This window comes from Paenarthrobacter sp. NPDC057355, assembly GCF_042667405.1.
GTDB lineage: Bacteria > Actinomycetota > Actinomycetes > Actinomycetales > Micrococcaceae > Arthrobacter.
Window position 1 is genome coordinate 224,071 of the sequence record NZ_JBHVAL010000001.1, and the last position, 23,281, is coordinate 247,351.

The 23,281-nt window shown below is 62.5% G+C and carries 19 protein-coding genes and 1 tRNA gene; 16 read left to right on the forward strand and 4 right to left on the reverse strand.

Annotated elements, in window-relative coordinates; all coding sequences use genetic code 11:
- Window positions 1–26: 26 nt before the first annotated feature.
- A complete protein-coding gene (locus ACFUOZ_RS01095; protein ID WP_144658592.1) occupies window positions 27–671 on the reverse strand; it encodes a TIGR03085 family metal-binding protein in 645 nt (214 codons plus the stop codon).
- Window positions 672–761: 90 nt separating this feature from the next.
- On the opposite strand from ACFUOZ_RS01095, the gene hisI reads away from it, so the two are divergent.
- The 12 genes from hisI (at window position 762) to ACFUOZ_RS01155 (ending at window position 17,045) form a co-directional block, all read left to right on the forward strand.
- A complete protein-coding gene (gene hisI, locus ACFUOZ_RS01100) occupies window positions 762–1,178 on the forward strand; it encodes a phosphoribosyl-AMP cyclohydrolase (protein WP_377543785.1) in 417 nt (138 codons plus the stop codon).
- 60 nt (window positions 1,179–1,238) lie between these two features.
- Window positions 1,239–2,819 (forward strand): anthranilate synthase component I, encoded by a 1,581-nt coding sequence (locus tag ACFUOZ_RS01105; RefSeq protein ID WP_377543788.1) that lies wholly within the window; start codon window positions 1,239–1,241, stop codon window positions 2,817–2,819.
- Window positions 2,816–3,421: a Trp biosynthesis-associated membrane protein gene (locus tag ACFUOZ_RS01110; RefSeq protein WP_377543790.1), complete on the forward strand. Its 606-nt coding sequence runs from the start codon at window positions 2,816–2,818 to the stop codon at window positions 3,419–3,421. The genes ACFUOZ_RS01105 and ACFUOZ_RS01110 overlap by 4 nt, the downstream gene beginning before the upstream one ends.
- A 123-nt stretch (window positions 3,422–3,544) precedes the next feature.
- Window positions 3,545–3,817, forward strand: a complete 273-nt coding sequence (locus ACFUOZ_RS01115) for an HGxxPAAW family protein (RefSeq protein WP_377543793.1) — start codon at window positions 3,545–3,547, stop codon at window positions 3,815–3,817.
- Window positions 3,818–3,819: 2 nt separating this feature from the next.
- Window positions 3,820–4,638 carry an indole-3-glycerol phosphate synthase TrpC gene (gene trpC / locus ACFUOZ_RS01120; RefSeq protein WP_377543795.1) on the forward strand — a complete coding sequence of 273 codons (819 nt, stop codon included), beginning with the start codon at window positions 3,820–3,822 and terminating at the stop codon, window positions 4,636–4,638.
- A 114-nt stretch (window positions 4,639–4,752) separates the two neighbouring features.
- Window positions 4,753–6,129, forward strand: a complete 1,377-nt coding sequence (gene trpB / locus ACFUOZ_RS01125) for a tryptophan synthase subunit beta (protein ID WP_377543797.1) — start codon at window positions 4,753–4,755, stop codon at window positions 6,127–6,129.
- Entirely contained in the window at window positions 6,129–6,941 is an 813-nt protein-coding gene (gene trpA, locus ACFUOZ_RS01130; RefSeq protein WP_377543800.1) for a tryptophan synthase subunit alpha, read from the forward strand. The genes trpB and trpA overlap by 1 nt, the downstream gene beginning before the upstream one ends.
- Window positions 6,942–6,962: 21 nt before the next feature.
- Window positions 6,963–8,117, forward strand: a complete 1,155-nt coding sequence (gene lgt, locus ACFUOZ_RS01135) for a prolipoprotein diacylglyceryl transferase (protein ID WP_377543803.1) — start codon at window positions 6,963–6,965, stop codon at window positions 8,115–8,117.
- Window positions 8,118–8,376: 259 nt separating this feature from the next.
- Entirely contained in the window at window positions 8,377–12,990 is a 4,614-nt protein-coding gene (gene gltB / locus ACFUOZ_RS01140; protein WP_377543805.1) for a glutamate synthase large subunit, read from the forward strand.
- Window positions 12,983–14,440 (forward strand): glutamate synthase subunit beta, encoded by a 1,458-nt coding sequence (locus ACFUOZ_RS01145; protein WP_377543807.1) that lies wholly within the window; start codon window positions 12,983–12,985, stop codon window positions 14,438–14,440. Before gltB ends, ACFUOZ_RS01145 begins: the two co-directional genes overlap by 8 nt.
- A gap of 55 nt (window positions 14,441–14,495) precedes the next feature.
- Window positions 14,496–15,989 (forward strand): pyruvate kinase, encoded by a 1,494-nt coding sequence (gene pyk / locus ACFUOZ_RS01150; RefSeq protein WP_377543809.1) that lies wholly within the window; start codon window positions 14,496–14,498, stop codon window positions 15,987–15,989.
- A gap of 153 nt (window positions 15,990–16,142) precedes the next feature.
- On the forward strand, window positions 16,143–17,045 hold the full coding sequence (locus tag ACFUOZ_RS01155) for a TerC family protein (protein ID WP_377543811.1): 903 nt from the start codon (window positions 16,143–16,145) through the stop codon (window positions 17,043–17,045).
- Between the two features lie 109 nt (window positions 17,046–17,154).
- On the opposite strand, the gene ACFUOZ_RS01160 is transcribed toward ACFUOZ_RS01155, so the two are convergent.
- Window positions 17,155–17,760, reverse strand: coding sequence for an ANTAR domain-containing response regulator (locus tag ACFUOZ_RS01160; RefSeq protein WP_144658605.1), 606 nt, complete (start codon window positions 17,758–17,760; stop codon window positions 17,155–17,157).
- 198 nt (window positions 17,761–17,958) lie between these two features.
- Here ACFUOZ_RS01160 and ACFUOZ_RS01165 point away from each other — a divergent pair.
- Both ACFUOZ_RS01165 and ACFUOZ_RS01170 read left to right on the forward strand, forming a co-directional pair.
- Window positions 17,959–18,040 (forward strand) — tRNA-Leu (locus tag ACFUOZ_RS01165).
- Window positions 18,041–18,600: 560 nt separating this feature from the next.
- A protein-coding gene (locus ACFUOZ_RS01170; RefSeq protein ID WP_377543813.1) for an IS5 family transposase occupies window positions 18,601–19,498 on the forward strand; the annotation gives its coding sequence in 2 pieces (ribosomal slippage) (window positions 18,601–18,951 and window positions 18,953–19,498; 897 coding nt in all).
- 146 nt (window positions 19,499–19,644) lie between these two features.
- Here the strand turns inward: ACFUOZ_RS01170 and ACFUOZ_RS01175 are convergent.
- A complete protein-coding gene (locus ACFUOZ_RS01175; protein ID WP_377543815.1) occupies window positions 19,645–20,109 on the reverse strand; it encodes an AzlC family ABC transporter permease in 465 nt (154 codons plus the stop codon).
- A gap of 80 nt (window positions 20,110–20,189) precedes the next feature.
- Here ACFUOZ_RS01175 and ACFUOZ_RS01180 point away from each other — a divergent pair, with 80 nt between their 5' ends.
- Window positions 20,190–20,630: an Lrp/AsnC family transcriptional regulator gene (locus ACFUOZ_RS01180; protein ID WP_377543817.1), complete on the forward strand. Its 441-nt coding sequence runs from the start codon at window positions 20,190–20,192 to the stop codon at window positions 20,628–20,630.
- A 175-nt stretch (window positions 20,631–20,805) separates the two neighbouring features.
- Here the strand turns inward: ACFUOZ_RS01180 and ACFUOZ_RS01185 are convergent, their stop codons facing one another.
- Window positions 20,806–21,810 (reverse strand): LacI family DNA-binding transcriptional regulator, encoded by a 1,005-nt coding sequence (locus ACFUOZ_RS01185; RefSeq protein ID WP_377543820.1) that lies wholly within the window; start codon window positions 21,808–21,810, stop codon window positions 20,806–20,808.
- Between the two features lie 128 nt (window positions 21,811–21,938).
- On the opposite strand from ACFUOZ_RS01185, the gene ACFUOZ_RS01190 reads away from it, so the two are divergent.
- A complete protein-coding gene (locus ACFUOZ_RS01190) occupies window positions 21,939–23,267 on the forward strand; it encodes an MFS transporter (RefSeq protein ID WP_377543822.1) in 1,329 nt (442 codons plus the stop codon).
- Window positions 23,268–23,281: the final 14 nt, after the last annotated feature.

A 23,281-nucleotide genomic window follows, 5' to 3' on the forward strand; every position in this document is an offset into this window, starting at 1 on the left:
GGCCATAAGTGACCCCGCGTTGCTTGTTAAAGTCCGATGTCCGCTGACTGCAAAAGCGCGACGGCGTCCGGCTGGCCTTCGAAGGTGACCAATGCCTGGTTGGTGCGTCCATGGGCGTGCATCAGCAACTCGCCCGGCTCGCCAACGATGGCCACCGAAACGGGTGCGCGCTTGGCAACGTGTCGCGGCCCGGTCGGCCTGACCAACACGATGCCAAGGTCCACGCCGCGGTACAGGAACGCCGCGCGCTTGATGAGGTCGTTCCAGAGGGCATCCGAATATGCTTCGTCCAGTGCACGGGGCGCCCAGCGGTCGCCGGCACGGCGGATGTCCTCGGTGTGTACGAAGAACTCGATGAGGTTTGAGGTCTCGTCCAGCGCCTTGATCTTCAAGGGGGAGAAAGCCGGCGGGCCCGAGCGGAAGGTCTTGACGAGGTCTGCGTAGTCGTCCGTGGTCTTCAACTGGGAGGCCAGTTTGGAGGTGGCTTTCTCTGACGCCTTACCAAGGCGGGGGATCAGCAATCCGACGCCTACGGCGAATTTCCGCTCGCGCAGGTACAAGTGCGCGGCAAGGTCCCGTGTCCGCCACCCTTCACAGAGCGTGGGGGAGTCAGGTCCGGCCGCCAGCAGGGTTTCGGCCAGTACTTCTCGGGAGGGATCGACGAAATGCATCACTTGTGAAACTAGCACGATCGGCGCGCACTTGCGCAGTGGAACCGCCGCAGAACAGCCAGTCCCGGCAAAGGCACTAGACTTGATCTGATGTCAGAGCAGTCCGCCCCCAGCCCCTCTCCCGCCGTGAAGCCTTCCAGCGACCCCACGGGTCCGTTGCCGCAGGAGATCGCGGACGCCCTCAAGCGCGATTCCGCGGGCCTTGTGGCCGCGATTGTGCAACAGCATGACACCAACGAGGTCCTGATGCTGGGGTGGATGGATGACGAGGCACTCCACCGCACCATGACCACCGGGCGCGTCACGTTCTACTCCCGCTCCCGCCAGGAGTACTGGCGCAAGGGCGACACTTCCGGACACGTACAGTTCGTGAAGTCAGTCGCCCTGGACTGCGACGGCGACGCCCTCCTGATCCGCGTGGACCAGATCGGCGCAGCCTGCCACACCGGAACCCGGACCTGCTTCGATGGTCGCGACTTCACCGTCGTTACGGGTCACCGCGACTAAAGGCACCCAGCACTTTCCACTGACGCACCACCTCAGACCAAAAGGCGGAGAACAATAGCCATGCAGGACCTTGGAATCATCAGCCCGGGCCTGGAAGAGTTCCGGGAACTCGCCGTCCACAGCCGTGTCATCCCCGTCCGACTGAAAGTCCTGGCCGACGCCGAGACCCCGATCGGGCTTTATCGGAAGCTGGCCAAGGGACAGCCGGGTACCTTCCTCCTGGAGTCAGCGGCCGTTGGGGGCGCCTGGTCACGCTACTCCTTCATCGGTTCAAAGTCCCGCGCCACACTGACCACCAAGGACGGTCAGGCGCACTGGATCGGCGAACCGCCGGTGGGCGTGCCCGTTTCCGGCAACCCCGTCGAGGCCGTCCGCGACACGATCTCCGCGTTGCAGACCGACCGCTTCGAGGGCCTGCCTCCCTTCACCTCCGGCTTGGTGGGTTTCCTTGGCTGGGAATCCGTTCGTCACTGGGAGCGCTTGACCTCCCCGCCCGAGGATGACCTGCAGTTGCCCGAAATGGCGCTGAACCTTGTCACTGACATGGCCGTCCACGATAACGTCGACGGTACGGTCCTCTTGATTGCCAACGCCATCAACTTCGATGACAGCACCGAACGTGTGGACGAGGCCTGGCACGACGCTGTGGCCCGGGTGAAGGGACTCCTGGAGCAGATCAGCACGCCGGTGCCCCAACCTGTGTCCGTGCTTGACACGGCAGCCTTGGACTTTGCCTCCAGCGTGCAGGAACGCTGGGAGGAAGCCAAGTACCTGGAGGCCATCGATCGCGGCAAGGAAGCGATCGTGGACGGTGAGGTTTTCCAAGTGGTGATCTCGCGGCGCTTCGAGATGGAGTGCGCCGCTGATCCCTTGGATGTTTACCGCGTTCTGCGCAACACCAACCCCAGCCCGTACATGTACCTCTTCAGCCTGGAGGATGCGGACGGCCGCGAGTACTCGATTGTGGGATCTTCTCCGGAAGCGCTGGTAACGGTGACCGGTAATGAAGTCATTACGCACCCCATCGCCGGTTCCCGTCCGCGTGGGAAGACCGTGGAAGCGGACAAGGCCCTCGCGACAGAGCTGCTGGCGGACCAGAAGGAACGCGCCGAACACCTGATGCTGGTGGACCTGTCCCGCAACGACCTCTCCAAGGTCTGCGTCGCCGGAACAGTCGACGTCACCCAGTTCATGGAAGTTGAGCGCTTCAGCCACATCATGCACCTGGTGTCCACGGTGGTGGGCGAGCTCGCTCCCCACGCGAAGGCTTACGACGTCCTCAAGGCCACCTTCCCGGCGGGCACCTTGTCCGGGGCCCCCAAGCCCCGCGCACTCCGGCTCCTGGATGAGCTGGAGCCCCACCGTCGCGGAATTTACGGCGGCGTGGTGGGCTACCTGGACTTCGCAGGGGACATGGACATGGCCATCGCCATCCGTTCGGCCCTCCTCCGCGAAGGCCGTGCCTATGTTCAGGCCGGAGGCGGAATCGTCGCAGACTCGCACAAGCCTTCCGAGGCCCTGGAAACAGTGAACAAGGCCGCTGCTCCGCTGCGCGCCGTGCACACCGCCGGCTCGCTGCAGAACATTGCGGTGGATTCAGCCCAGGACGGAACGTCCGACGGCGGGACGCCCGCCCCGTGAGCGCCGACGCAGCCGCATCGTCTCCCGTGAAGGCCTCGCCCCGCTGGGCCCGCAAGTCGACGCTGGTCCTCGCCGCCGTCGTACTTGCGTTGGCCGTCTTCGGAACCACCACGCAGACCTGGATCGAGGTGGAGCTGGATCCCACGGGGGTGTCCAACAGCAACCTCGACGTGCCCGGGAACAAAGCTGCCACCGCGGTCACAGCACTGGCACTTGTGGCTTTGGCCGGTGGCTTGGCGGCGTCGATCGCCGGCAGGGTGGCACGGTGGATCATTGCTGTGATTATTGCCTTGTCCGCCGCCGGGATCATCCTTGCCGCCGCCACGGTGCTCGCGGATCCACTGGGTGCCGCGCAAGGTTCCATCGCTGCGGCGACGGGTGTTGCCGGTGGGCAGGCGGGCGTGGCTGCAACAGCCTTTCCGGTGGTGGCCATAGTGGCCGGCGCGTTGTTGGGTTTGTGCGCTGTGGTGTTGCCGTTGGCAGGGCGCTACTGGAAAACCCGGACCAAGTACGACGCCGGTTCCAGGGGCAGGCAGGACGGCGAGCCGGTGGACGAGATAGACAGCTGGGACAGCTTGTCACGCGGCGAGGACCCCACGTAGACGAACGACAGCAAAGTTTCGGTGCGACGTTGCGCCAGCGTTGCCCCACGAGTCGGACGATGTCCCCGGCCGACGTCAATAAATGGCAGAATGTAAGCAGTATTCATCCTGAGGAGATTTCACATGAGCAAAACCACAGTGTCCGCAAACCAAGCTGAATCCACCATGGCCAGCCACTCTGATGCCATCGGTCACGGAAACAGCCCGGCTGCCTGGACCTGCGTGATTGTGATGCTGGTTGGCGCCTTGATTTCCTCCATTGCTTTCGTCATCGCCAGCACCCCCATTTTCGTTGGTGGCCTGGTTGTTATGGTTATCGGCCTCATCGTTGGCCTGGTAATGCGCAAGGCGGGCTACGGAGTGGGCGGCAGCAAGCTGCAGAACAACGGCCACTAATCGTGACCGTTCTTGATGACATCATCGTTGGCGTCAAGGAGGACCTGGAAGCACGCCGCGCTCTTGTGTCCCTCGAGGAGCTGAAGGAACGCGCCGCCGCAGCTGCGCCTGCGCGTGATGCCTGGGCTGCGTTGGGGGGCTCTGCCTCTGACCGCAGTGAACTGAAGGTCATCGCCGAAATCAAGCGCCGCAGTCCTTCAAAGGGTGATCTTGCCTCCATCGCCGATCCCGCCTCACTGGCCGTGCAGTACGCCGACGGTGGTGCCTCAGTGATCAGCGTGCTCACCGAACAGCGCCGTTTCGGCGGTTCGCTGGCAGACCTTGATGCCGTACGTGCCGCCGTCGAAACGCCATTGCTCCGCAAGGATTTCACGGTTGACGAGTACCAGATCTGGGAAGCCCGGGCCCACGGCGCGGACCTCATCCTGCTCATTGTCGCCGCCTTGACCGACGAAGAGTTGGTCCGGTTCAGCGAATTGAGCCACGAGCTCGGCATGAACGTCCTGGTGGAAACGCACACCGAGGAAGAGATCGAGCGGGCTGTCGCTGCGGAGGCCAGGATTATCGGCATCAACGTGCGGAACCTCAAAACGCTCGACGTCGACCGCTCCGTTTTCGGTTCGCTGGCAGGCTTGATTCCCGCTGGGGCAGTCGTGGTCGCCGAATCGGGAGTCAGGGGTACCGATGACGTCGCGCACTACGCCGCAGGTGGCGCCAACGCCATCCTCGTGGGTGAAGCGCTGGTCAGCGATTCCACCCCGCGGGAGCGCATTACTGAATTCAAGGCAGCTGGAGCTGCCGCCATCGCCGTCAGGAACTGAGGCAGTCACTGAATCACGGCAAGTTGTCATAAGGCAGCCCGGGCTCATGCCCGTGGCTGCCTTGTGGCACGTGGAACTACCCAAAGAACTAACTGGAACAGGACGGTGAGACTGATGGTCGACGCGCCAACAGCCGGCTCGGAAGAGAATGCTGCAGATGCATTCCTGCAAGGCGGCCCTTCGCTGCGCAACGCATCGGGGCCCTACTTCGGAAGCTACGGCGGACGCTGGATGCCCGAGTCTCTCATCGCCGCGTTGGACGAAGTGCAGGACACCTTCGAAAAAGCCAAGGCCGATCCCGATTTCATCGCCGAGCTGAAGGACCTCAACAAGAACTACTCCGGCCGGCCGTCCCTGCTGACGGAGGCCAAGCGCTTCTCGGCGCACGCCGGTGGAGCACGCATCTTCCTCAAACGCGAGGACCTCAACCACACCGGTTCGCACAAGATCAACAACGTCCTGGGACAGGCGCTCCTGGCCAAGCGCATGGGCAAGACCCGCGTCATCGCCGAGACCGGTGCCGGGCAGCACGGTGTTGCCAGTGCAACGGCCGCGGCACTGCTGGGGCTCGAGTGTGTGGTTTACATGGGGGCCGAGGATTGCCGCCGCCAGGCCTTGAACGTTGCCAGGATGCAGCTGCTTGGTGCAACGGTGGTTCCGGTCACCAACGGCTCCCAGACTCTGAAGGACGCTATCAACGACGCCCTCCGCGACTGGGTCTCCAACGTTGAGAACACCCACTACCTTCTGGGCACCGCTGCCGGAGCGCACCCGTTCCCGGCCATGGTCCGCTACTTCCACGAAGTTATCGGCGAAGAAGCGCGAAGCCAGATCCTTGAGCAGACCGGTAAGCTCCCGGATGCCATCTGCGCGTGCATTGGCGGCGGTTCCAACGCGATCGGCCTGTTCCACGCGTTCCTGGACGACGCTTCGGTGAAGATCTACGGCTTTGAAGCCGGTGGCGAGGGCGTGGAAACCGGTCGGCACGCAGCGGCCATCTCCCTGGGCCGTCCCGGTGTGCTCCATGGTGCGCGCTCATACCTCATGCAGGACGAGGACGGTCAGACCATCGAGTCACACTCGATTTCCGCTGGCCTGGACTACCCCAGTGTGGGTCCCGAGCACTCCTACCTCGCGGACATCGGACGCGTCAGCTACGAGGCCGTCACGGACACTGAAGCCATGGATGCGTTCAGCCTCCTGTGCCGGACCGAAGGCATCATCCCCGCCATTGAGTCCTCGCACGCCCTGGCCGGGGCCATCAAGATTGGCCACCGCCTTACCGAAGGCAAGGACGACCCGTCCGAGGTCACGGTGATCGTGAACCTGTCCGGACGTGGTGACAAGGACGTGGAAACCGCCGCGGCCTGGTTCAACATGCTCGATGATGAGGGGCACGTCAAGGGCACCACCCTGTCCACCCGCAAGCCCAAGGGGCCATCGGAGCGCGCGGCTGAAGCATCGGCGGACGAGAACGAGGACCAGAACTGATGAACGAGCAAACCGCCAGCAAGTCTGCTGCCGCCATCGACAAGGCCCGCGCCGAAGGCCGGGCCGCCTTGGTGGGCTACCTTCCCGCCGGGTACCCGACGGTGAAGGAAAGCATCGAAGCGGGCATCGCACTGGCCCGCAACGGCGCCGACCTCATCGAAATCGGCATCCCGTACTCCGACCCCGTCATGGACGGTCCGGTCATCCAGGCAGCCACCACGGAGGCCATCTCCAACGGATTCCGCGTAGCAGACGTTTTTGACGTGGTTGCGGGGATCACGGCAACCACCGATGCTGCCGTGCTGGTGATGACGTACTGGAACCCGGTCATGCGCATGGGCGTCGACGAGTTCTCCCGTCGCCTGGCAGAAGCCGGGGGAGCGGGGCTCATCACACCCGACCTTGTGCCTGACGAAGCCGGCGAATGGTTGGAAGCTTCGGACAAGTACGGATTGGACCGGGTGTTCCTCGTAGCTCCTTCCTCCACCCCCGAGCGGCTCGACATGACCGTCAAGGCCAGTCGTGGCTTTGTGTATGCCGTCTCCATCATGGGTGTCACCGGAGCGCGGACTTCGGTGAGCAGTGCTGCCGAGGACGTCGTGGCCCGCGCCCACGCCGCAGGTGCTCAACGGGTGTGTGTGGGTCTTGGTGTCTCCAACCCCGACCACGTCCGTGAGATCGCCGCCTACGCCGATGGAGTCATCGTTGGCACCGCCCTGGTGGCTGCCCTCCGCGATGGCGGCGTGGACGCCGTCGGGCAACTGACCAAGAACCTCAGCGCCGGCCTGGGCCGCGCCGCTGCAGAAGCCTAGGAAAAGGAAACAGCGAAGCGCATGCAGACCGTCCTCCACGCAGCGGCAATGGTCCCCCTGAGTATTCCGAGCCCGTCCTGGTCCGGTTTCGACATTCCGCTTCCGTGGGGGACTCTGCGCATTCACGCCTACGCCCTCTGCATCCTTGCGGGCATCATCGTTGGTCTGTGGCTGACCTCGGCGCGATGGAAGCAGCGCGGTGCGCCGGAAGGCAGCCTGTGGGATATCGCCATCTGGGCCATCCCGTTCGGCATCATCGGTGGCCGTCTGTACCACGTATTTTCTTCGCCTGACGCCTACTTCGGGCCCGGCTTTGACGGCACGGGCGACCTCTCGCTGATCCCGCAAATCCAGCGCGGGGGACTGGGCATCTGGGGTGCCGTGGTCCTTGGCGTGGTGGGTGCCTGGATCGGGTGCCGCCGTGCCGGTGTTAAGCTGACCTCCTTCCTGGACGCGGCAGCGCCCGGCTTGCTCCTGGCCCAGGCCATCGGGCGGCTGGGAAACTGGTTCAACCAGGAACTCTTCGGCGCTCCCACAACCTTGCCGTGGGGCCTTGAGATTGATCCGTCCAACGCAAACTTTCCACCAGGCATGGCAGCGGACACGCTGTTCCATCCGACGTTCCTCTACGAACTGCTCTGGAACCTTGCCGGTGTAGCCATACTCTTGCTGCTGGACAAGAAGTTCTCGTTCCGTCGGGGCCGCCTCTTCTGGCTCTACGCCATGTACTACACACTGGGTCGAGTCTGGATCGAGGCACTGCGCATCGACGACGCCGAGCAGATCACGCTCTTTGGCATCACCACCCGTCTCAACGTGTGGACCAGCATCTTCGTTTTCGTGGCGGCCCTGGTCATCTTCCTGATGTTGGGTCGACGGGCTCGGCCGGAGCCGGATACCCCTTATTTGGCGGGGCGGGAGCCGGAAAAGAACGCTTCCGGCGAGCCTTCAGCGGTGACGAGCGTCACCAGTCATGATGTGGACGCATCTGTCTCGGATAGTGGTTCACGTGATAATCTCCCTGATAACCACAGTGATCCGGACAACGTTGACGGGCCGCGGGACGCATCAGAGAAGACCGTTCAAGACACGACGTCTGCCACGGACACATCAGCTGCTGCCACCGCCGCACGGAAAGCATCCGGATCCTCGCCTAAGGCAGACGACACCAAGTAGTCGCCGTAGGTAAAGGGGCAACAGAGTCACCGCTCGTCGGGCCCAGTCCACAGCGTCGTGGCACCCCGGAAACCGGATCGCAGCATACCGATGTTCACTGGTCAAGCCGGGGCCAGAGGTCTGCGTAACTGTTAGTTGCGCTGGATCGGCTGGCCTACAATTCCAATAACTAGCGCTTTGTTGTGCCCGTCACAGGGCAGGCAAGGTGGGGCCAACGTTGTCCCTTCCATACGCACGATCTCGAGGAAGGACGTCTCCCATGACCCATCTTCATAACCCCGGCTGGTCCGAAAATATGGAACCACAGGGTGCCATGTCTCCGTTCAAGCGCTTCGCTGCGCTCCCGGAGGCCCAGGGTCTTTACAACCCTGATAAGGAGAAGGACGCCTGCGGCTTGGCCATTATCGCCACGCTCCGCGGGGAACCGGGATACGACATCGTGGAGGCGGCCCTGACCGCCCTCCGCAATCTCGAACACCGCGGCGCCGTGGGCGCCGACGAAGGAACCGGCGACGGCGCGGGCCTGCTCATGCAGGTCCCCGACGAGTTTTTCCGGGCCGTCACCGAATTCGAACTGCCCGCACCCGGCCAGTACGTTGTGGGTACCGCTTTCCTGCCTGCTGAAGCCCGTGAAGCTGCAACGGCGAAGGCCGGCATTGAGGCTCTGGCTGCCGATGAAGGCCTGACGGTCCTTGGATGGCGCGAGGTTCCCGTAGTGGCAGACCTCGTCGGTGCCATGGCGCGTGCGTGCATGCCCTACTTCTCGCAGCCGTTCTTCGCCGCCGCAAACGGCGAGCAGCTTGAGCACAACGAACTCGACTCCCGTGCCTGGCGGATCCGCAAGCGCGCCCAGAACAAGTTCGGCGTCTACTTCCCGTCGCTGTCCTCCCGCACCATCGTGTATAAGGGCATGCTGACCACGGCCCAGCTGGAGCCGTTCTACCCGGACCTTTCGGACAAGCGCTTCAAGACCAAGCTCGCCATTGTCCACTCGCGCTTCTCCACCAACACGTTCCCGTCCTGGCCGCTGGCCCAGCCGTTCCGCACCATCGCGCACAACGGCGAGATCAACACGGTCAAGGGCAACCGCAACTGGATGCGCGCACGCCAGTCCCAGCTGGCAAGTCCCCTTCTGGGTGACACCCCGGAAGAGCTGTACCCCATCTGCACCCCGGGTGCCTCCGACTCCGCTTCCTTCGATGAGGTGGCTGAGCTCCTGTGGCTCTCGGGCCGCCCCATCACGCACTCCATCATGATGATGATCCCGGAGGCGTGGGAGAACCACGCCACCATGGATCCGGCACGCCGTGCCTTCTACGAGTACCACTCCCTGCTCATGGAGCCGTGGGACGGTCCTGCAGCCGTGTCCTTCACTGACGGCAGCCTCGTTGGAGCCACGCTGGACCGCAACGGCCTGCGTCCGGGACGCTACTGGATCACTGAAGACGGCCTGATCATTTTCGCCTCCGAGGTTGGCGTGATCGAGGTTGAGCCCTCCAACGTGGTCAAGAAGGGCCGCGTTGCCCCCGGAAAAATGTTCCTGGTGGACACCGAAGCCGGCCGCATCATTGACGACGCCGAGGTCAAGGCCGAGGTCGCAGCAGCCAACCCGTGGGCCGAATGGCTCAAGGACAACCTGATCGACATCAACGAACTTCCCGAGCGTGAGCACGTGCTCCACACGGCCGCCTCGGTAAACATCCGCCAGCGGACCTTCGGTTACACCACCGAAGAGTTGAAGATCCTGCTTGGACCGATGGCCCGTACAGGCGCCGAGCCTCTGGGTGCCATGGGTTCGGACACTCCCGTTGCCGTGCTCTCGAAGCGCCCGCGGTTGCTGTTCGACTACTTCGTGCAGTCCTTCGCCCAGGTCACCAACCCACCGCTGGATGCCATCCGCGAAGAGCTGGTCACCTCCCTGAAGTGCGCCATTGGCCCCAACGGCAACCTTTTGGATGGCAAGCAGGTTCGCCAGCCCCAGATCTCCCTGCCGTTCCCCGTGATCAATAACGACCAGCTCGCCAAGATCGCGAACATTGAAAGCCCCGACGGCGACCGCATCGCCATGAAGGTCCGCGGCCTCTACCGCCCCGAGGGCGGAGAAGCGGCCCTGCGTGCCCGCCTGACCGAGATCTGCGAGCAGGTTTCCGGTGCTATCAACCGTGGCGTGCAGTACGTCGTGCTGTCCGACCGTGATTCCAACGCGCAGTGGGCACCGATTCCTTCGCTCCTGCTGGTCAGCGCTGTGCACCACCACCTGCTTCGCAGCGCAAACCGGACCAAGACCGCGCTGGTTGTCGAAGCCGGTGACGTCCGCGAGACGCACCACGTTGCCGTGCTCATCGGTTACGGTGCATCGGCCGTGAACCCCTACCTGGCCATGGAGTCGGTGGAACAGCTGATCTCCAACGGCGACGTGACGGGTGTGACCGCTGAAGACGGCGTCTACAACCTCATCAAGGGCCTGGGCAAGGGTGTCCTGAAGATCATGTCCAAGATGGGCATCTCCACCGTGGCTTCCTACACGGGCGCCCAGACGTTCGAGGCGCTGGGCCTGTCCCAGGAACTTGTGGACGAATTCTTCTCCGGGACGCACTCCCAGCTCGGTGGCGTCGGCCTCGACGTCATCGCCGCGGAAGTTTCTGCCCGGCACCAGATGGCCTACCCCGAGGGTGGCATCGAACACCCGCACCAGCCGCTGCTGGGCGGCGGCGAGTACCAGTGGCGCCGCGACGGTGAACCGCACCTCTTCAACCCGGAGACGGTTTTCCGCCTGCAGCACGCTACCCGCGAACGCCGCTACGACATCTTCAAGTCCTACACCAAGGGCGTTGATGACCAGTCCGAGAACCTGATGACCCTGCGTGGGCTCCTCAAGTTCAAGAATGACGTCCGCCCGCCCGTTCCGCTGGAAGAAGTGGAACCGGTTTCCAGCATCGTGAAGCGTTTCTCCACCGGAGCCATGAGCTACGGCTCCATCTCCAAGGAAGCGCACGAAACCCTCGCGATTGCCATGAACCGTTTGGGGGCCAAGTCCAACACCGGCGAAGGCGGCGAGGATGTTGACCGCCTGCTGGATCCCGAGCGCCGCTCGGCCATCAAGCAGATCGCTTCCGGCCGCTTTGGTGTCACAAGCCTCTACTTGACCAATGCCGACGACATCCAGATCAAGATGGCACAGGGCGCCAAGCCCGGTGAAGGTGGCCAGTTGATGGCCCAGAAGGTCTACCCCTGGGTGGCCCGGACCCGTCACTCGACCCCCGGCGTCGGTCTGATTTCACCACCCCCGCACCACGACATCTACTCGATCGAAGACCTTGCGCAGCTCATCTACGATGCCAAGCGCGCCAACCCTTCGGCCCGGGTACACGTGAAGTTGGTTTCGGAAGTCGGGATCGGCACTGTGGCCTCCGGTGTGACCAAGGCGAAGGCCGACGTCGTGCTGGTTTCAGGTCACGACGGCGGTACCGGCGCCTCGCCGCTGAACTCGCTCAAGCACGCGGGTGTGCCGTGGGAACTCGGCCTGGCCGAGACCCAGCAGACCCTGATGCTCAACGGCCTGCGCGACCGCGTGGTGGTCCAGGTCGATGGCCAGCTCAAGACTGGGCGTGATGTTGTCATCGCTGCCTTGCTCGGTGGCGAAGAGTTTGGCTTCGCAACAGCTCCGTTGGTGGTTGAAGGCTGCATCATGATGCGCGTTTGCCACCTGGACACCTGCCCGGTGGGCGTGGCCACGCAGAACCCTGAACTGCGTGCACGCTTCACCGGCAAGCCCGAGTTCGTGGTCAACTTCTTCGAGTTCCTCGCAGAGGAAGTCCGCGAAATCCTTGCCGGGCTTGGTTTCCGCAGCCTGGAAGAGGCAATCGGCCACGCCGAAGTGCTGGACACCCGTGAAGCCATCGACCACTGGAAGGCCGAAGGCCTGGATCTGGATCCCATCCTGCACGGGCTGGAGTTCGACGACGACGTGCCGCTGCGCAACATGACCGGCCAGAACCACGAGCTGGACAAGCACTTCGACCAGCGGCTGATCACCATGGCGCAGGAAGCGCTCAGCGACCGCATGCCCGTCAAGATCACCTTGGACGTCATCAACACGGACCGTTCCGTGGGCACGATGCTCGGCCACGTGGTGACCAAGACCTTCGGTACCGACGTACTGGCCACGGACACGATCGATGTGACCCTGAACGGAACCGCCGGCCAGTCCCTTGGCGCCTTCCTGCCTGCCGGCATCACGCTGCGCATGTTCGGTGACTCCAACGACTATGTGGGCAAGGGCCTGTCCGGCGGGCGCATCATCGTCCGTCCGGACCGCACCAACGTGTTCCAGGCAGAACGCAACGTGATCGCCGGCAACGTCATCGGCTACGGTGCCACCAGCGGCGAGATGTTCCTGCGTGGCCAGGTTGGCGAACGCTTCCTGGTCCGCAACTCCGGTGCGACCGCCGTCGTCGAAGGCATTGGCGACCACGGTTGCGAGTACATGACCGGTGGCCAGACTTTGATCATCGGCCGTACGGGCCGCAACTTCGGCGCCGGCATGTCCGGCGGCACCGCCTACGTACTGGACCTGCAGCCTGAGCGCGTCAACAAGCTCGCCCTCGATTCCGGCGAACTCCAGCTCCTGGAGCTCGACGCCGAGGACCGCGACATTGTCCACGGCCTCCTCACCAAGCACGTTGAGGAAACCGAATCCGTCCTGGCCGGCCGTCTGCTCGAAAACTTCGACGACACCGCCGCCCGCATCACCAAGGTACTGCCGCGCGACTACGCCGCAGTCCTGCAAACCCGTCTCGACGCCATCGAAGAGGGCCTTGACCCCGATGGCGAAGAAGTATGGTCTCGAATCCTGGAGGTAACCGGTGGCTGATCCACGCGGATTTCTGAAAGTCCGGCAGCGCGAGACGCAGCCACGCCGTCCCGTTCCCGTCCGCATCATGGACTGGAAGGAAGTGTACGAAGCACAGGAAAAGGGTGTCCTGAAGAGCCAGGCCGGCCGCTGCATGGATTGTGGCATTCCGTTCTGTCACCAGGGCTGTCCGCTGGGCAACCTCATTCCCGAGTGGAACGACCTCGTATGGCGGGACAAGGGTGAAGAAGCGATTGAGCGTCTTCACGCGACGAACAACTTCCCTGAGTGGACCGGTCGCTTGTGCCCGGCCCCTTGTGAAGCATCGTGTGTGCTGGGCATCAACCAGCCGGCTGTGACCATCAAGCAGGTTGAGGTCTCCATCATTGACCAGGCGTTCGACAACGACTGGGTCCAACCGCTTCCGCCGACGCGCCTCACGGGCAAGACCGTTGCCGTCGTTGGTTCGGGACCTGCAGGTCTTGCCGCGGCACAGCAGCTGACCCGCGTTGGCCACACCGTTGCAGTGTACGAGCGCGACGACAAGATCGGCGGCCTGCTCCGCTACGGAATCCCCGACTTCAAAATGGAGAAGGAACAGGTTGACCGCCGCCTTGAGCAGATGAAGGCCGAGGGCACCCGCTTCCGGACCGGCGTCGCCGTGGGAACTGATGTCACTTGGGAGCAGCTTCGCCGCCGTTACGACGCCGTTGTTGTCGCCACCGGGGCCACCGTCCCTCGCGACCTGCCGATCCCGGGCCGCGATCTTGACGGCGTGCACTTCGCCATGGAGTACCTGGTCCCGGCAAACCGCGTCGTCGCGGGGGAGAGCCCCGAAAACCACATCGACGCCCGCGGCAAGCACGTTGTCATCCTCGGTGGTGGCGATACCGGTGCTGACTGCATCGGCACCGCCCACCGCCACCAGGCAGCCTCGGTGACGACTCTCGCCATCGGTAAGCAGCCGCCGTCGGAACGTGCCGCGCACCAGCCGTGGCCGACTTTCCCCACCTTGTTCGAAATGGCCAGTGCCCACGAAGAAGGCGGCGAACGCACCTACCTTGCGTCCACCGTCGAGTTCGTGGGGGAGAACGGCAAGCTCACCGGCGTCAAGGTTGCTGAAACAGAGTTTGTGGATGGCAAGCGCCTGCCCAAGGCGGGTACGGAGCGGATTATTCCGGCTGACCTGGTGTTCCTGAGCCTCGGCTTTACCGGCGCTGAGCCGGCGGGGATCACGGAGCAAGTCAGCGCAGAATTCGACGGTCGGGGCAACGTGGCCCGCGACGGCTACTACATGACAAACACTGAGGGAGTGTTTGTTGCCGGCGATGCCGGACGTGGCCAGTCTCTGATTGTGTGGGCCATTGCGGAAGGCCGTGCATGTGCGGCCGCAGTGGACAAGTTCCTGATGGGAAGCACCATTCTCCCGGCACCGGTCGCCCCCACCGACCGGGCGATAGCGGTCTTATAGCGCCGGCAGGAACTGATCTTTTACTCAATCAGCATGAACTACTTAGGGTAGGTATATGAGACGCGCGAAAATTGTGGCAACTTTCGGCCCGGCTATCTCCAGCTTCGACAACACCCTCGCGGTGCTGGAGGCCGGCGTCGACGTTGCTCGCATGAACATGAGCCACGGCGACTACTCCGTGCACGACAACACCTACGAGAATGTCCGCAAGGCTGCGGCTCAACTGGGCAAGCCCGTGGCCATCATGGCCGACCTCCAGGGCCCCAAGATCCGCCTTGGCCGCTTCGTTGACGGTCCGCACGAGTTGGCCGTTGGCGACACTTTCACCATCACCACTGAGGACGTCCCCGGCACCAAGGACATCTGCTCCACCACGCTCAAAAGCCTCACCGAAGACGTCAACGTTGGCGACGCGCTGCTGATCGACGACGGCAAGGTGGCACTGCGTGCCATCGAGGTGGACGACGTCAAGGTTGTTGCCACTGTTACCGTCGGTGGCAAGGTTTCCAACAACAAGGGCATCAACCTGCCCGGCGTTGCCGTCAACGTCCCCGCGTTGAGCGAAAAGGACGAGGACGATCTCCGCTGGGCGCTCAAGCGGGGCGTTGACCTGGTCGCTCTGTCCTTCGTTCGTGACGCTGCGGACATCACCCGCGTCCACGAGATCATGGACGAAGAAGGCCGCCGCGTGCCCGTGATCGCCAAGATCGAAAAGCCGCAGGCCGTGGAGCAGCTCCACGAGATCATCGACGCGTTCGACGCCATCATGGTTGCCCGTGGCGACCTCGGTGTCGAACTGCCGCTCGAAGAGGTGCCGATTGTCCAGAAGCGCGCCATCGAACTGGCACGCCGCTGGGCCAAGCCGGTCATCGTGGCAACCCAGGTCCTCGAATCCATGATCGACAACCCGCGTCCGACGCGCGCCGAAGCCTCCGACTGCGCCAACGCAGTTCTCGACGGCGCCGACGCAGTCATGCTCTCGGGTGAAACGTCTGTAGGCCAGTACCCGATCGAAACCGTCAAGACCATGGCACGGATCATCGAATCCACCGAGGTCCACGGGCTCGAACGCGTCCCCCCGCTGGGTACCAAGCCCAAGACCCGCGGTGGCGCCATCACCCGTGCCGCCGTCGAAATCGCCGACCAGCTGGATGCGAAGTACATCTGTACTTTCACCCAGTCCGGTGACTCGGCACGTCGCCTGTCGCGTCTGCGCCCGGTCAAGCCGGTCTTCGCGTTCACGCCGGTTGAGCACGTGTGGAACCAGCTGGCCCTCACCTGGGGCATCCAGCCGGTACTCGTGCCCTCCGTCGGCCACACCGACGAGATGACCGCACAGGTGGACAAGAGCCTGCTGGAAATGGATCTCGTGGACGAAGGCGACCTCGTCGTCATCGCTGCCGGTTCCCCTCCCGGACAGGCCGGTTCGACGAACTCGTTGAAGGTCCACAAGGTAGGCGACCTCGCCGACACATCCAAGACCGATGACGGCTCCCGCAAGGAACCCGTTGGTCCGTGGCCGGAAAAGAAGTCCAAGGCCAAGGCATAATTCCTGGTTTTGCGTTGACGGGCCCCGCCATTTGACGGGCCCCGCCATTTGGCGGGGCCCGTTTCGTTCCCGTTGTGGTGTCAGTCATGGCTGAATTTTCAGGACGCAATGGAAGCAGCAGGAGTCAAAAACGGCGTCAGTTACAATTGCTAAGTGGACTTAGTATTTGAACTGACACCTGACCTGGCAATTGCTTTCGCAACCCTTTTCGTGCTGGAAATAGTTTTGGGCGTGGACAACGTCATCTTCATCTCGATCCTGGCCAGTAAACTGCCCGTGGAGCAGCAGGCCAAAGCCCGCAACCTCGGCCTTACATTGGGGATGCTGATGCGGATCGTGCTGCTGTTCGCTGCATCGTGGATCATCAGTCTGACAAGTGACTTGTTCGAGCTCTTCGGGCAGGGCTTTTCCGGCAGGGACCTGATCTTGATCTTCGGCGGCCTGTTCCTGGTCTACAAAGCAGTCACCGAGATTCACGAGAAACTCGAAGGACGCCCGTCCCACGGCCCTGGCCGGATTGGCACCGTGACGTTTGCTGCCGTGCTGACCCAGATCATCATGCTGGACATGGTGTTCTCCTTTGATTCGGTGATCACCGCTGTTGGGATGGTGGATAACCTCCTTGTCATCGTCACTGCGGTCCTGCTCTCGTTCGGCGTGATGCTATTCTCCGCGAAGTTCATTTTCGCGTTCGTAAACCGGCACCCCACCGTCAAGATGCTGGCACTGGCCTTCCTGGTGTTGATTGGATCCTTCCTCATTGCCGACGGTTTCGAGGTCAAGATCGACAAAGCCCTCATTTACGGCCCGATGGCTTTCGCCATCGTCGTCGAAGCCCTGAACCTCACCTACAAGCGGCGCCAGGAAAAACTGTCAGGCGAATCCATCGAGCCGGTCCATCTTCGGCACGCTTATTCCAAAGCGGATGACCATGATGCTGTCGCTGCCGCCACGTCAACAGGTCCCGATGCCGGGGAAGTTGGCCTGTCCAGCAAGCCCGTGGCCGGCCGGATCGTCGAGGGCGATGGCCACCAGGAACCCGCCGGCCTCGGATAAAGTCAGGGCGGCCGGCCTCACGCCAAAGGCAGCCAGCCTGGTTCTTCATTCTTAAACAACAAAAAAGAAGGGCGGCATCCCAAGGAAGCCGCCCTTCTTTCGCGGGACGCTAGTTGACCTGATTGATGATGGTCTCTGCAACCTCACGCATGCTGAGGCGACGGTCCATGGAGGTCTTCTGGATCCAGCGGAAGGCCTCCGGCTCCGTAAGGCCCATCTTGGTGGTCAGGAGGCTCTTGGCGCGCTCTACAAGCTTGCGTGTAGCGAACTGTTCCTGGAGGTCGGAGACCTCGTTCTCAAGTGCCTTGATCTCCTCGTGGCGGGAGAGGGCAATTTCGATGGCCGGGATGAGATCGGCGGGGGTAAACGGCTTGACGACGTACGCCATGGCGCCGGCGTCGCGTGCACGCTCCACCAGTTCCTTCTGGCTGAACGCGGTCAGGAGGACTACGGGGGCGATGCGGGCCTTGACGATCTTCTCGGCGGCCGAGATGCCATCCATCACGGGCATCTTGACGTCCATCAGAACAAGGTCAGGCTTGAGTTCTTCGGCCAGCTCCACGGCCTTTTCGCCGTTGTCGGCCTCTCCGACGACGTCGTACCCTTCGCCCTTCAGGATCTCAATAATGTCCAAGCGGATGAGGGTCTCATCCTCGGCTACGACAACGCGTCGGGCCGGCTGGCTTGTGGGTGCGGACTCCGTCTGTTCGGTCACGGGATCTCCTTGGAAAGGTTCGGCGGGTTCAAGTCCATCTTAGTGGGGACGCTTGCGGAGCATGTTTTTGTTGCACCAGCGCGTCCGGTTCTTTGAATCAGCCTATCTGCATGTAGAGTAGTTTCGCGTGCTGGGAACGGATCGCGTTGCTCACAGAAATGAGAGCTGTCAGCGAGAATTAACGTCCCGGTAATCCGCGCCCGAGTGGCGGAATTGGCAGACGCGCCGCACTCAAAATGCGGTATCGAAAGGTGTGTGGGTTCGAGTCCCACCTCGGGCACGGCATGACCCCTCTTCGGAGGGGCTTTTGCTTTTAAGTGTGGACAAAGCTTGACATGTGCCTCTGCCTCATCGTCCCGGATGGTGCCTGGCCGCCGGGTGCGGCCTGTTCAGTTTGGGTGGGGCAGCGGGGTCAGCGTCCTGGCGATGGGGCGCTCCGCTTGCTGGGTTGTGGGGTCATTTGCTGTCCTTTCGGGGGTGTTCCGGCGGCCCCTGTTGGCCGCTCACTACTTCATGGGCAGTGGTTGTGGTGACGACATGACTTTTCGGGATCACGATGAGGGTTTCTTCTCGAATCCGGTCTTGTTGTGCTGCAAGTCGTCGTGGTTGCAGTCCGCTTTGTCCTGCCAAAGGGGGTGTGGACAATGTCCACACTTAAAGCAGATAACACTTGGGGTCCTCCTGACGGGGTTTTCGGAGTGTTCACCTCTTCATTGGTCTTTCAGTTCTTGGCAACATGACTTCCCAACCAACGGTGGCATAGCCATTCGAGGGTCCAGACGCTGCAGGACTAGGGCGTGTCTCCTAAAACTGCGTGGGTGGATCGGGGATGCTTGATGGGTGTCTCGTACTTCTGCTTTGACTGATGGGCAGTGGGCCCGCGTGCAGCCGTTGTTGCCGTCCTCTGATGAGCGTCGGGGTCGTCCTTTCCGGGACGATCGCCGGGTAGTCGAGGGGATTATTTACCGGTATCGGTGCGGGATTGCTTGGCGGGATGTGCCTTCTGAGTTTGGTCCGTGGCAGACCATTTGGAAGCGTCACCGGCGTTATAGCGGCGACGGAACGTGGGACAAAATCCTGGCCGGGCTGCTCACGGAAGCTGACGCCAGGGGCGAGGTCGATTGGGCCGTTTCGGTGGACTCGACGGTCAATCGCGCCCATCAGCATGGCACGAACCTTCCTCGCCCCACAGGGGGCCCGGTCGAATTACATGAATCTGTTTGATGCACCCGAGGACCATGCCATTGGTCGTTCCCGCGGCGGATTGAGCACGAAGATCCATGCCCTGGTCGACGGCAAGGGCAGGCCTTTGGTGCTGCTGGTCGCCCCCGGCCAGTGCGGAGACGCCCCCATGTTCACGCATTTGATGGACCAGCTGAAGATCCACCGTTCCGGTCCGGGCAGGCCGCGGACCCGCCCGGACCGCGTCCGCGGCGACAAGGCCTACTCATCCAGAGCCATCCGAACCCACCTCCGGGATCGCGGCATCGGCGCCGTCATCCCGCAGCCCTCCGACCAGATCGGCCACCGGAAACGACGGGGTTCCACCGGCGGCTGGCCCCCGGGATTCAACAAAGAGGACTACAAAGGCCGCAACGTCGTAGAACGGAACTTCAACACCTTCAAACAATGGAGAGCCCTGGCAACCCGCTACGACAAACTCGCCCTCACCTACCGCGGCGGAGCCATCCTCCGAGCAATCAGCATCTGGCTGACAGCTTTAGGAGACACGCCCTAGGCCTCTACCCTGACCCGAGTTTTGTCGAACCTTACGCGCGGATAGCTCCGCTCCGGGACTTACGTCTGTCGCGCCTTATGTTTTGCGGGACAGCTAACCGGCCTTAAGTGTGGTCCAAAGGACGTCGTTACCCTCTGTGTTTCATCTCATACTCGAATACATGCCCAGTGACGCCTGTCACGGTCGGGACACTCCCCGGGGCTTTCGAAATACATCTTGAAAAAGACGTACTGCAGGGAGGAACAACGACGTTGACTGTGCTGGAGGTAAGGGGGCTCGCCAAGAGTCTTGGCCAGCGGGTGCTTCACGACGTGGAGGGGGAAGGTGAAGCTGTAGAACACGTGCCGGAAGTTCACCAGCAGCGTTGTCAGGGCGATCGTGCCCAGGGGTGTCATCGCTGTCATCATGCCGATCAGCAACAGTTCCAGTGATCCGGCGAATCCCGCGATGGACAGGGCTGGGGCCACCCACCAGGGCAGGCCGGACTGGATGACGAGGAGCCCGAAGGCGATGCCGAGGGGGAACATGCCCAGTCCGGCGGCGAAGGAGTCTTTGAGGCCGGCCTTGATGGGGTGGCCCGGGGGTGCGGTGAGGGTGGCGGTGTGGTTCACGTCTTCCATGGTCCCGGAACACGGCTGGTACGCGATTGCCAAGATTGCTTGATCAGCGGGTGTAGGGGCAATATTGGTGGATGGATCGTATTGATCGCGCAATAATCCGTGAGCTTAGTTTGAATGGGCGCATTTCCAACGTGGATCTGGCGGAGAAGGTGAACCTGACGCCGGGTCCGTGCCTGCGCCGGGTACAGCGGCTTGAGGAGTCGGGGACCATCCGCGGGTATCGGGCGGTGGTTGACGCCGTCGCGCTCGGGCGCGGGTTCGAGGTGATTCTCGACGTCGACCTGAAGGCCTTCGATCGGGAGACGGTCTACGCTTTCGAGGCAGCCATGGCCGGATTCGAGGAAGTCACCGAAATCCACCGCATGTTCGGCTCACCGGACTACTTCGTGCGGGTCGCGGTCAACGACCTGGAAGCCTACGAGGCCTTCCTCAGCGAACGGGTGATGGCGCTGCCAGGTATCCTCAAAGTGCATTCACGGTTCACCATGAAGTCAGTCAAATCACCCAGCTAAAGCTCCGACGGCGGTGCGCGCCGACTGGCGTTGTGTCTGGGTACCCGCCTCTTCATCGCGACGCGTGGTCACGGCAACATGACTTCAGACCTCAGGCCGTGGTCAATGAATGTATCGACCCCACGTCATCTGTCCAGAACGCAAGGTCCGCGGCTGCCTTAGCCTGAGGGGAAGGCTAGTGCCGTTGGGGAGGAGCGGTAGAGGCCCTCTGCACCAAAGTCGCCCGCATTTCCGGCCCGGCTTCCGGTGTCGGCGTGCCTTGTATCGCACTGAGTGCGAGACGTGCCAGGTAGCGGCCCAGTCCTGCGGTGTCGACGTCTATTGTTGATAGTCGTGGTTGGAACATGGAAGAAAGCGGCGTGTTGTCGATTCCGATGATGGACAGCTCTTCAGGTACCAGGATGCCTGCGCGCAGGGCCGTCCCGGTGACGGAAGCAGCCACGTCGTCGTTGTACGCGGCAACTGCCGTGACGCCGTCGTCCCGCCATTCGTTGAGTGCTGCTATGGATGTTTCCTCTGTCAGGTCGATGCTGGGTCCGTGGACGAGGCGAACACCCAGCGCGTCGGCTGCAGATTGCGCGCGATGCAGCCGTGATTCCACCAGATCTGCAACTTTGGGGTCGTTGAGGCCTGCGTAAGCAATGACAGTATGCCCGAGCTCCGCCAGGTGCTCGAGTTGGAGGACAGGGCCGTTGTCCGTGTAGGCCTCTGCGCCGACGTCATTGGCGTCAGGTTTCAACTGCTTGATACCCGCAGCCGTGATGGCTTGGGTCTGTTCGGCCGTGAATGATGTCAAGGCAAGAACGATGTCCGGTTGGATGGCTTCCCACAGGGGGCGGGCTTGACCGCTGGGGTGCGGCGTGTACGTGACCAACGTGTAGCCGGCCTGATCCAGTGTCAAGGAAGCTTCTTCAATATTCCGGCGAAGGCTGAAGTCGAGGGGCCAGTCCGGAAGGACGAGGAGAACAATATTGCTTCGCCCGCTGGCCAGGGTGCGGGCCGCGGAGTGCCGGCGATAGCCTAGGCGCTTGGCCTCCTGCAGGACCTTGGTACGTGTTGCCTCGGATATTGTTTGGCCCGCCGTGTTGTTCAGGACAAAGCCCACCGTAGCCCGCGAGATGCCCAAGGACTTGGCGATGTCGTACGTCGTCACTCGGCGGGTTGGCGTGTCAGTGGGCACAAGCACTCCAGTCTCGAAGTCGTCAGCCCAACTACTTGCGCGGGCTAGTTGACCTAGATTAGCATCGTTTCAATCACTAGCGCGGGCTAGTGGTCCACTTCACTTCTTCTCTTGACAATGGAGTCTGTATGAATCCGCATGAATCTCGCGCTGGTGTCCCGGGTGCTTTGGCGCCATCGGTGGCAGTCGAGTCCGAGTTGCCCCCGACTGTCGCGGCAAACGATATGCATAAGGTCAGCGCGCGCTACATCTGGCTGATGGTGTTGGCCCAGTTCGGCGTCTTTGTCGCGTTCATCACCCCTTTGGCTATTTCCCTCGCCATCAGGGTGAACCAGTTGGCACCCGGGAATCAGGAATTCCTTGGCTACATCACCGGCGCCGGCGCCCTGGTGGTCATGCTCACCAGCCCTTTTCTGGGAATGGCCAGTGACCGCACCAGAACAAGGATCGGTCGCCGTCGGCCCTTCATGATCGCCGGAACATTGCTGGGTGTTCTCTCGCTCCTGGTCATGGCGTACGCCCCCAATGTATTGATCCTGGGGGCCGGCTGGATCCTCGCCCAACTGGGCTGGGGCCAGGTACTGAGCAACCTCCAGATTTCGACGGCGGACCGGCTGCCTGAATCACAGCGCGGCAAGGTTGCAGGCCTGACTGGCTTTTCCACCCAGATTGCGCCTGTCTTCGGTGTTGTCATTGCGGGCGGATTCGCCGCTGACCCCTTGTTACTGTTCATGATTCCGGGTGCGGTTGGTGTTGCCCTGGTGGCGCTGTTTGTTCTGTTCATCCACGAGGCTGACAGCCGCGGCATGATCTTCGCCGAAACCCTCACCCCGGCGACCATGCTGCGCAAGTACATCTACAACCCGCGCCAGTACCCGGACTTCTCGTGGAACTGGCTCGGACGCTTCCTCTTCTACTTCGGCCTCACCCTGAACACGACCTTCACTGCGTTCTTCTTCGCCAGCCGGATGGGTATCCCTGTTGAACAGGTCGGCGGCATCATCGCAGCTCTGGGTGGTGCCGGCGTGTTGGCCACGACCGCGGGCGCACTGGGCGGCGGGTTCCTGTCAGACCGTCTTAAGCGTCGTCGGGCCTTCGTCCTGGTAGGAGGGATCTTCATGGCCAGCGGCATGGTCACGATGGCCTTTTCGGCAGATCTTGCACTCCTCATCGCAGGTTCCCTGATGACTTCGGTGGGCATCGGCATGTTTGCCGCCGTAGACCAAGCTCTCTTGCTCGACGTCCTGCCTGAGAAGAGCACCGACGCCGGCCGCTTCATGGGCATCACTGGATTCGCGACGTCAATCCCTCAGTCGGCTGCGCCACTGATCGCCCCGATCTTCCTGGCCATCGGAGCAACCGGGGGCCAGAAGAACTACACCCTGCTGTTCCTAGTGGCAGCCGGTTTCGTGCTGCTGGGCGGAGCAGTCATCATGCGGATCCGCTCCGTTCGCTGACATCCCGCGCAGCT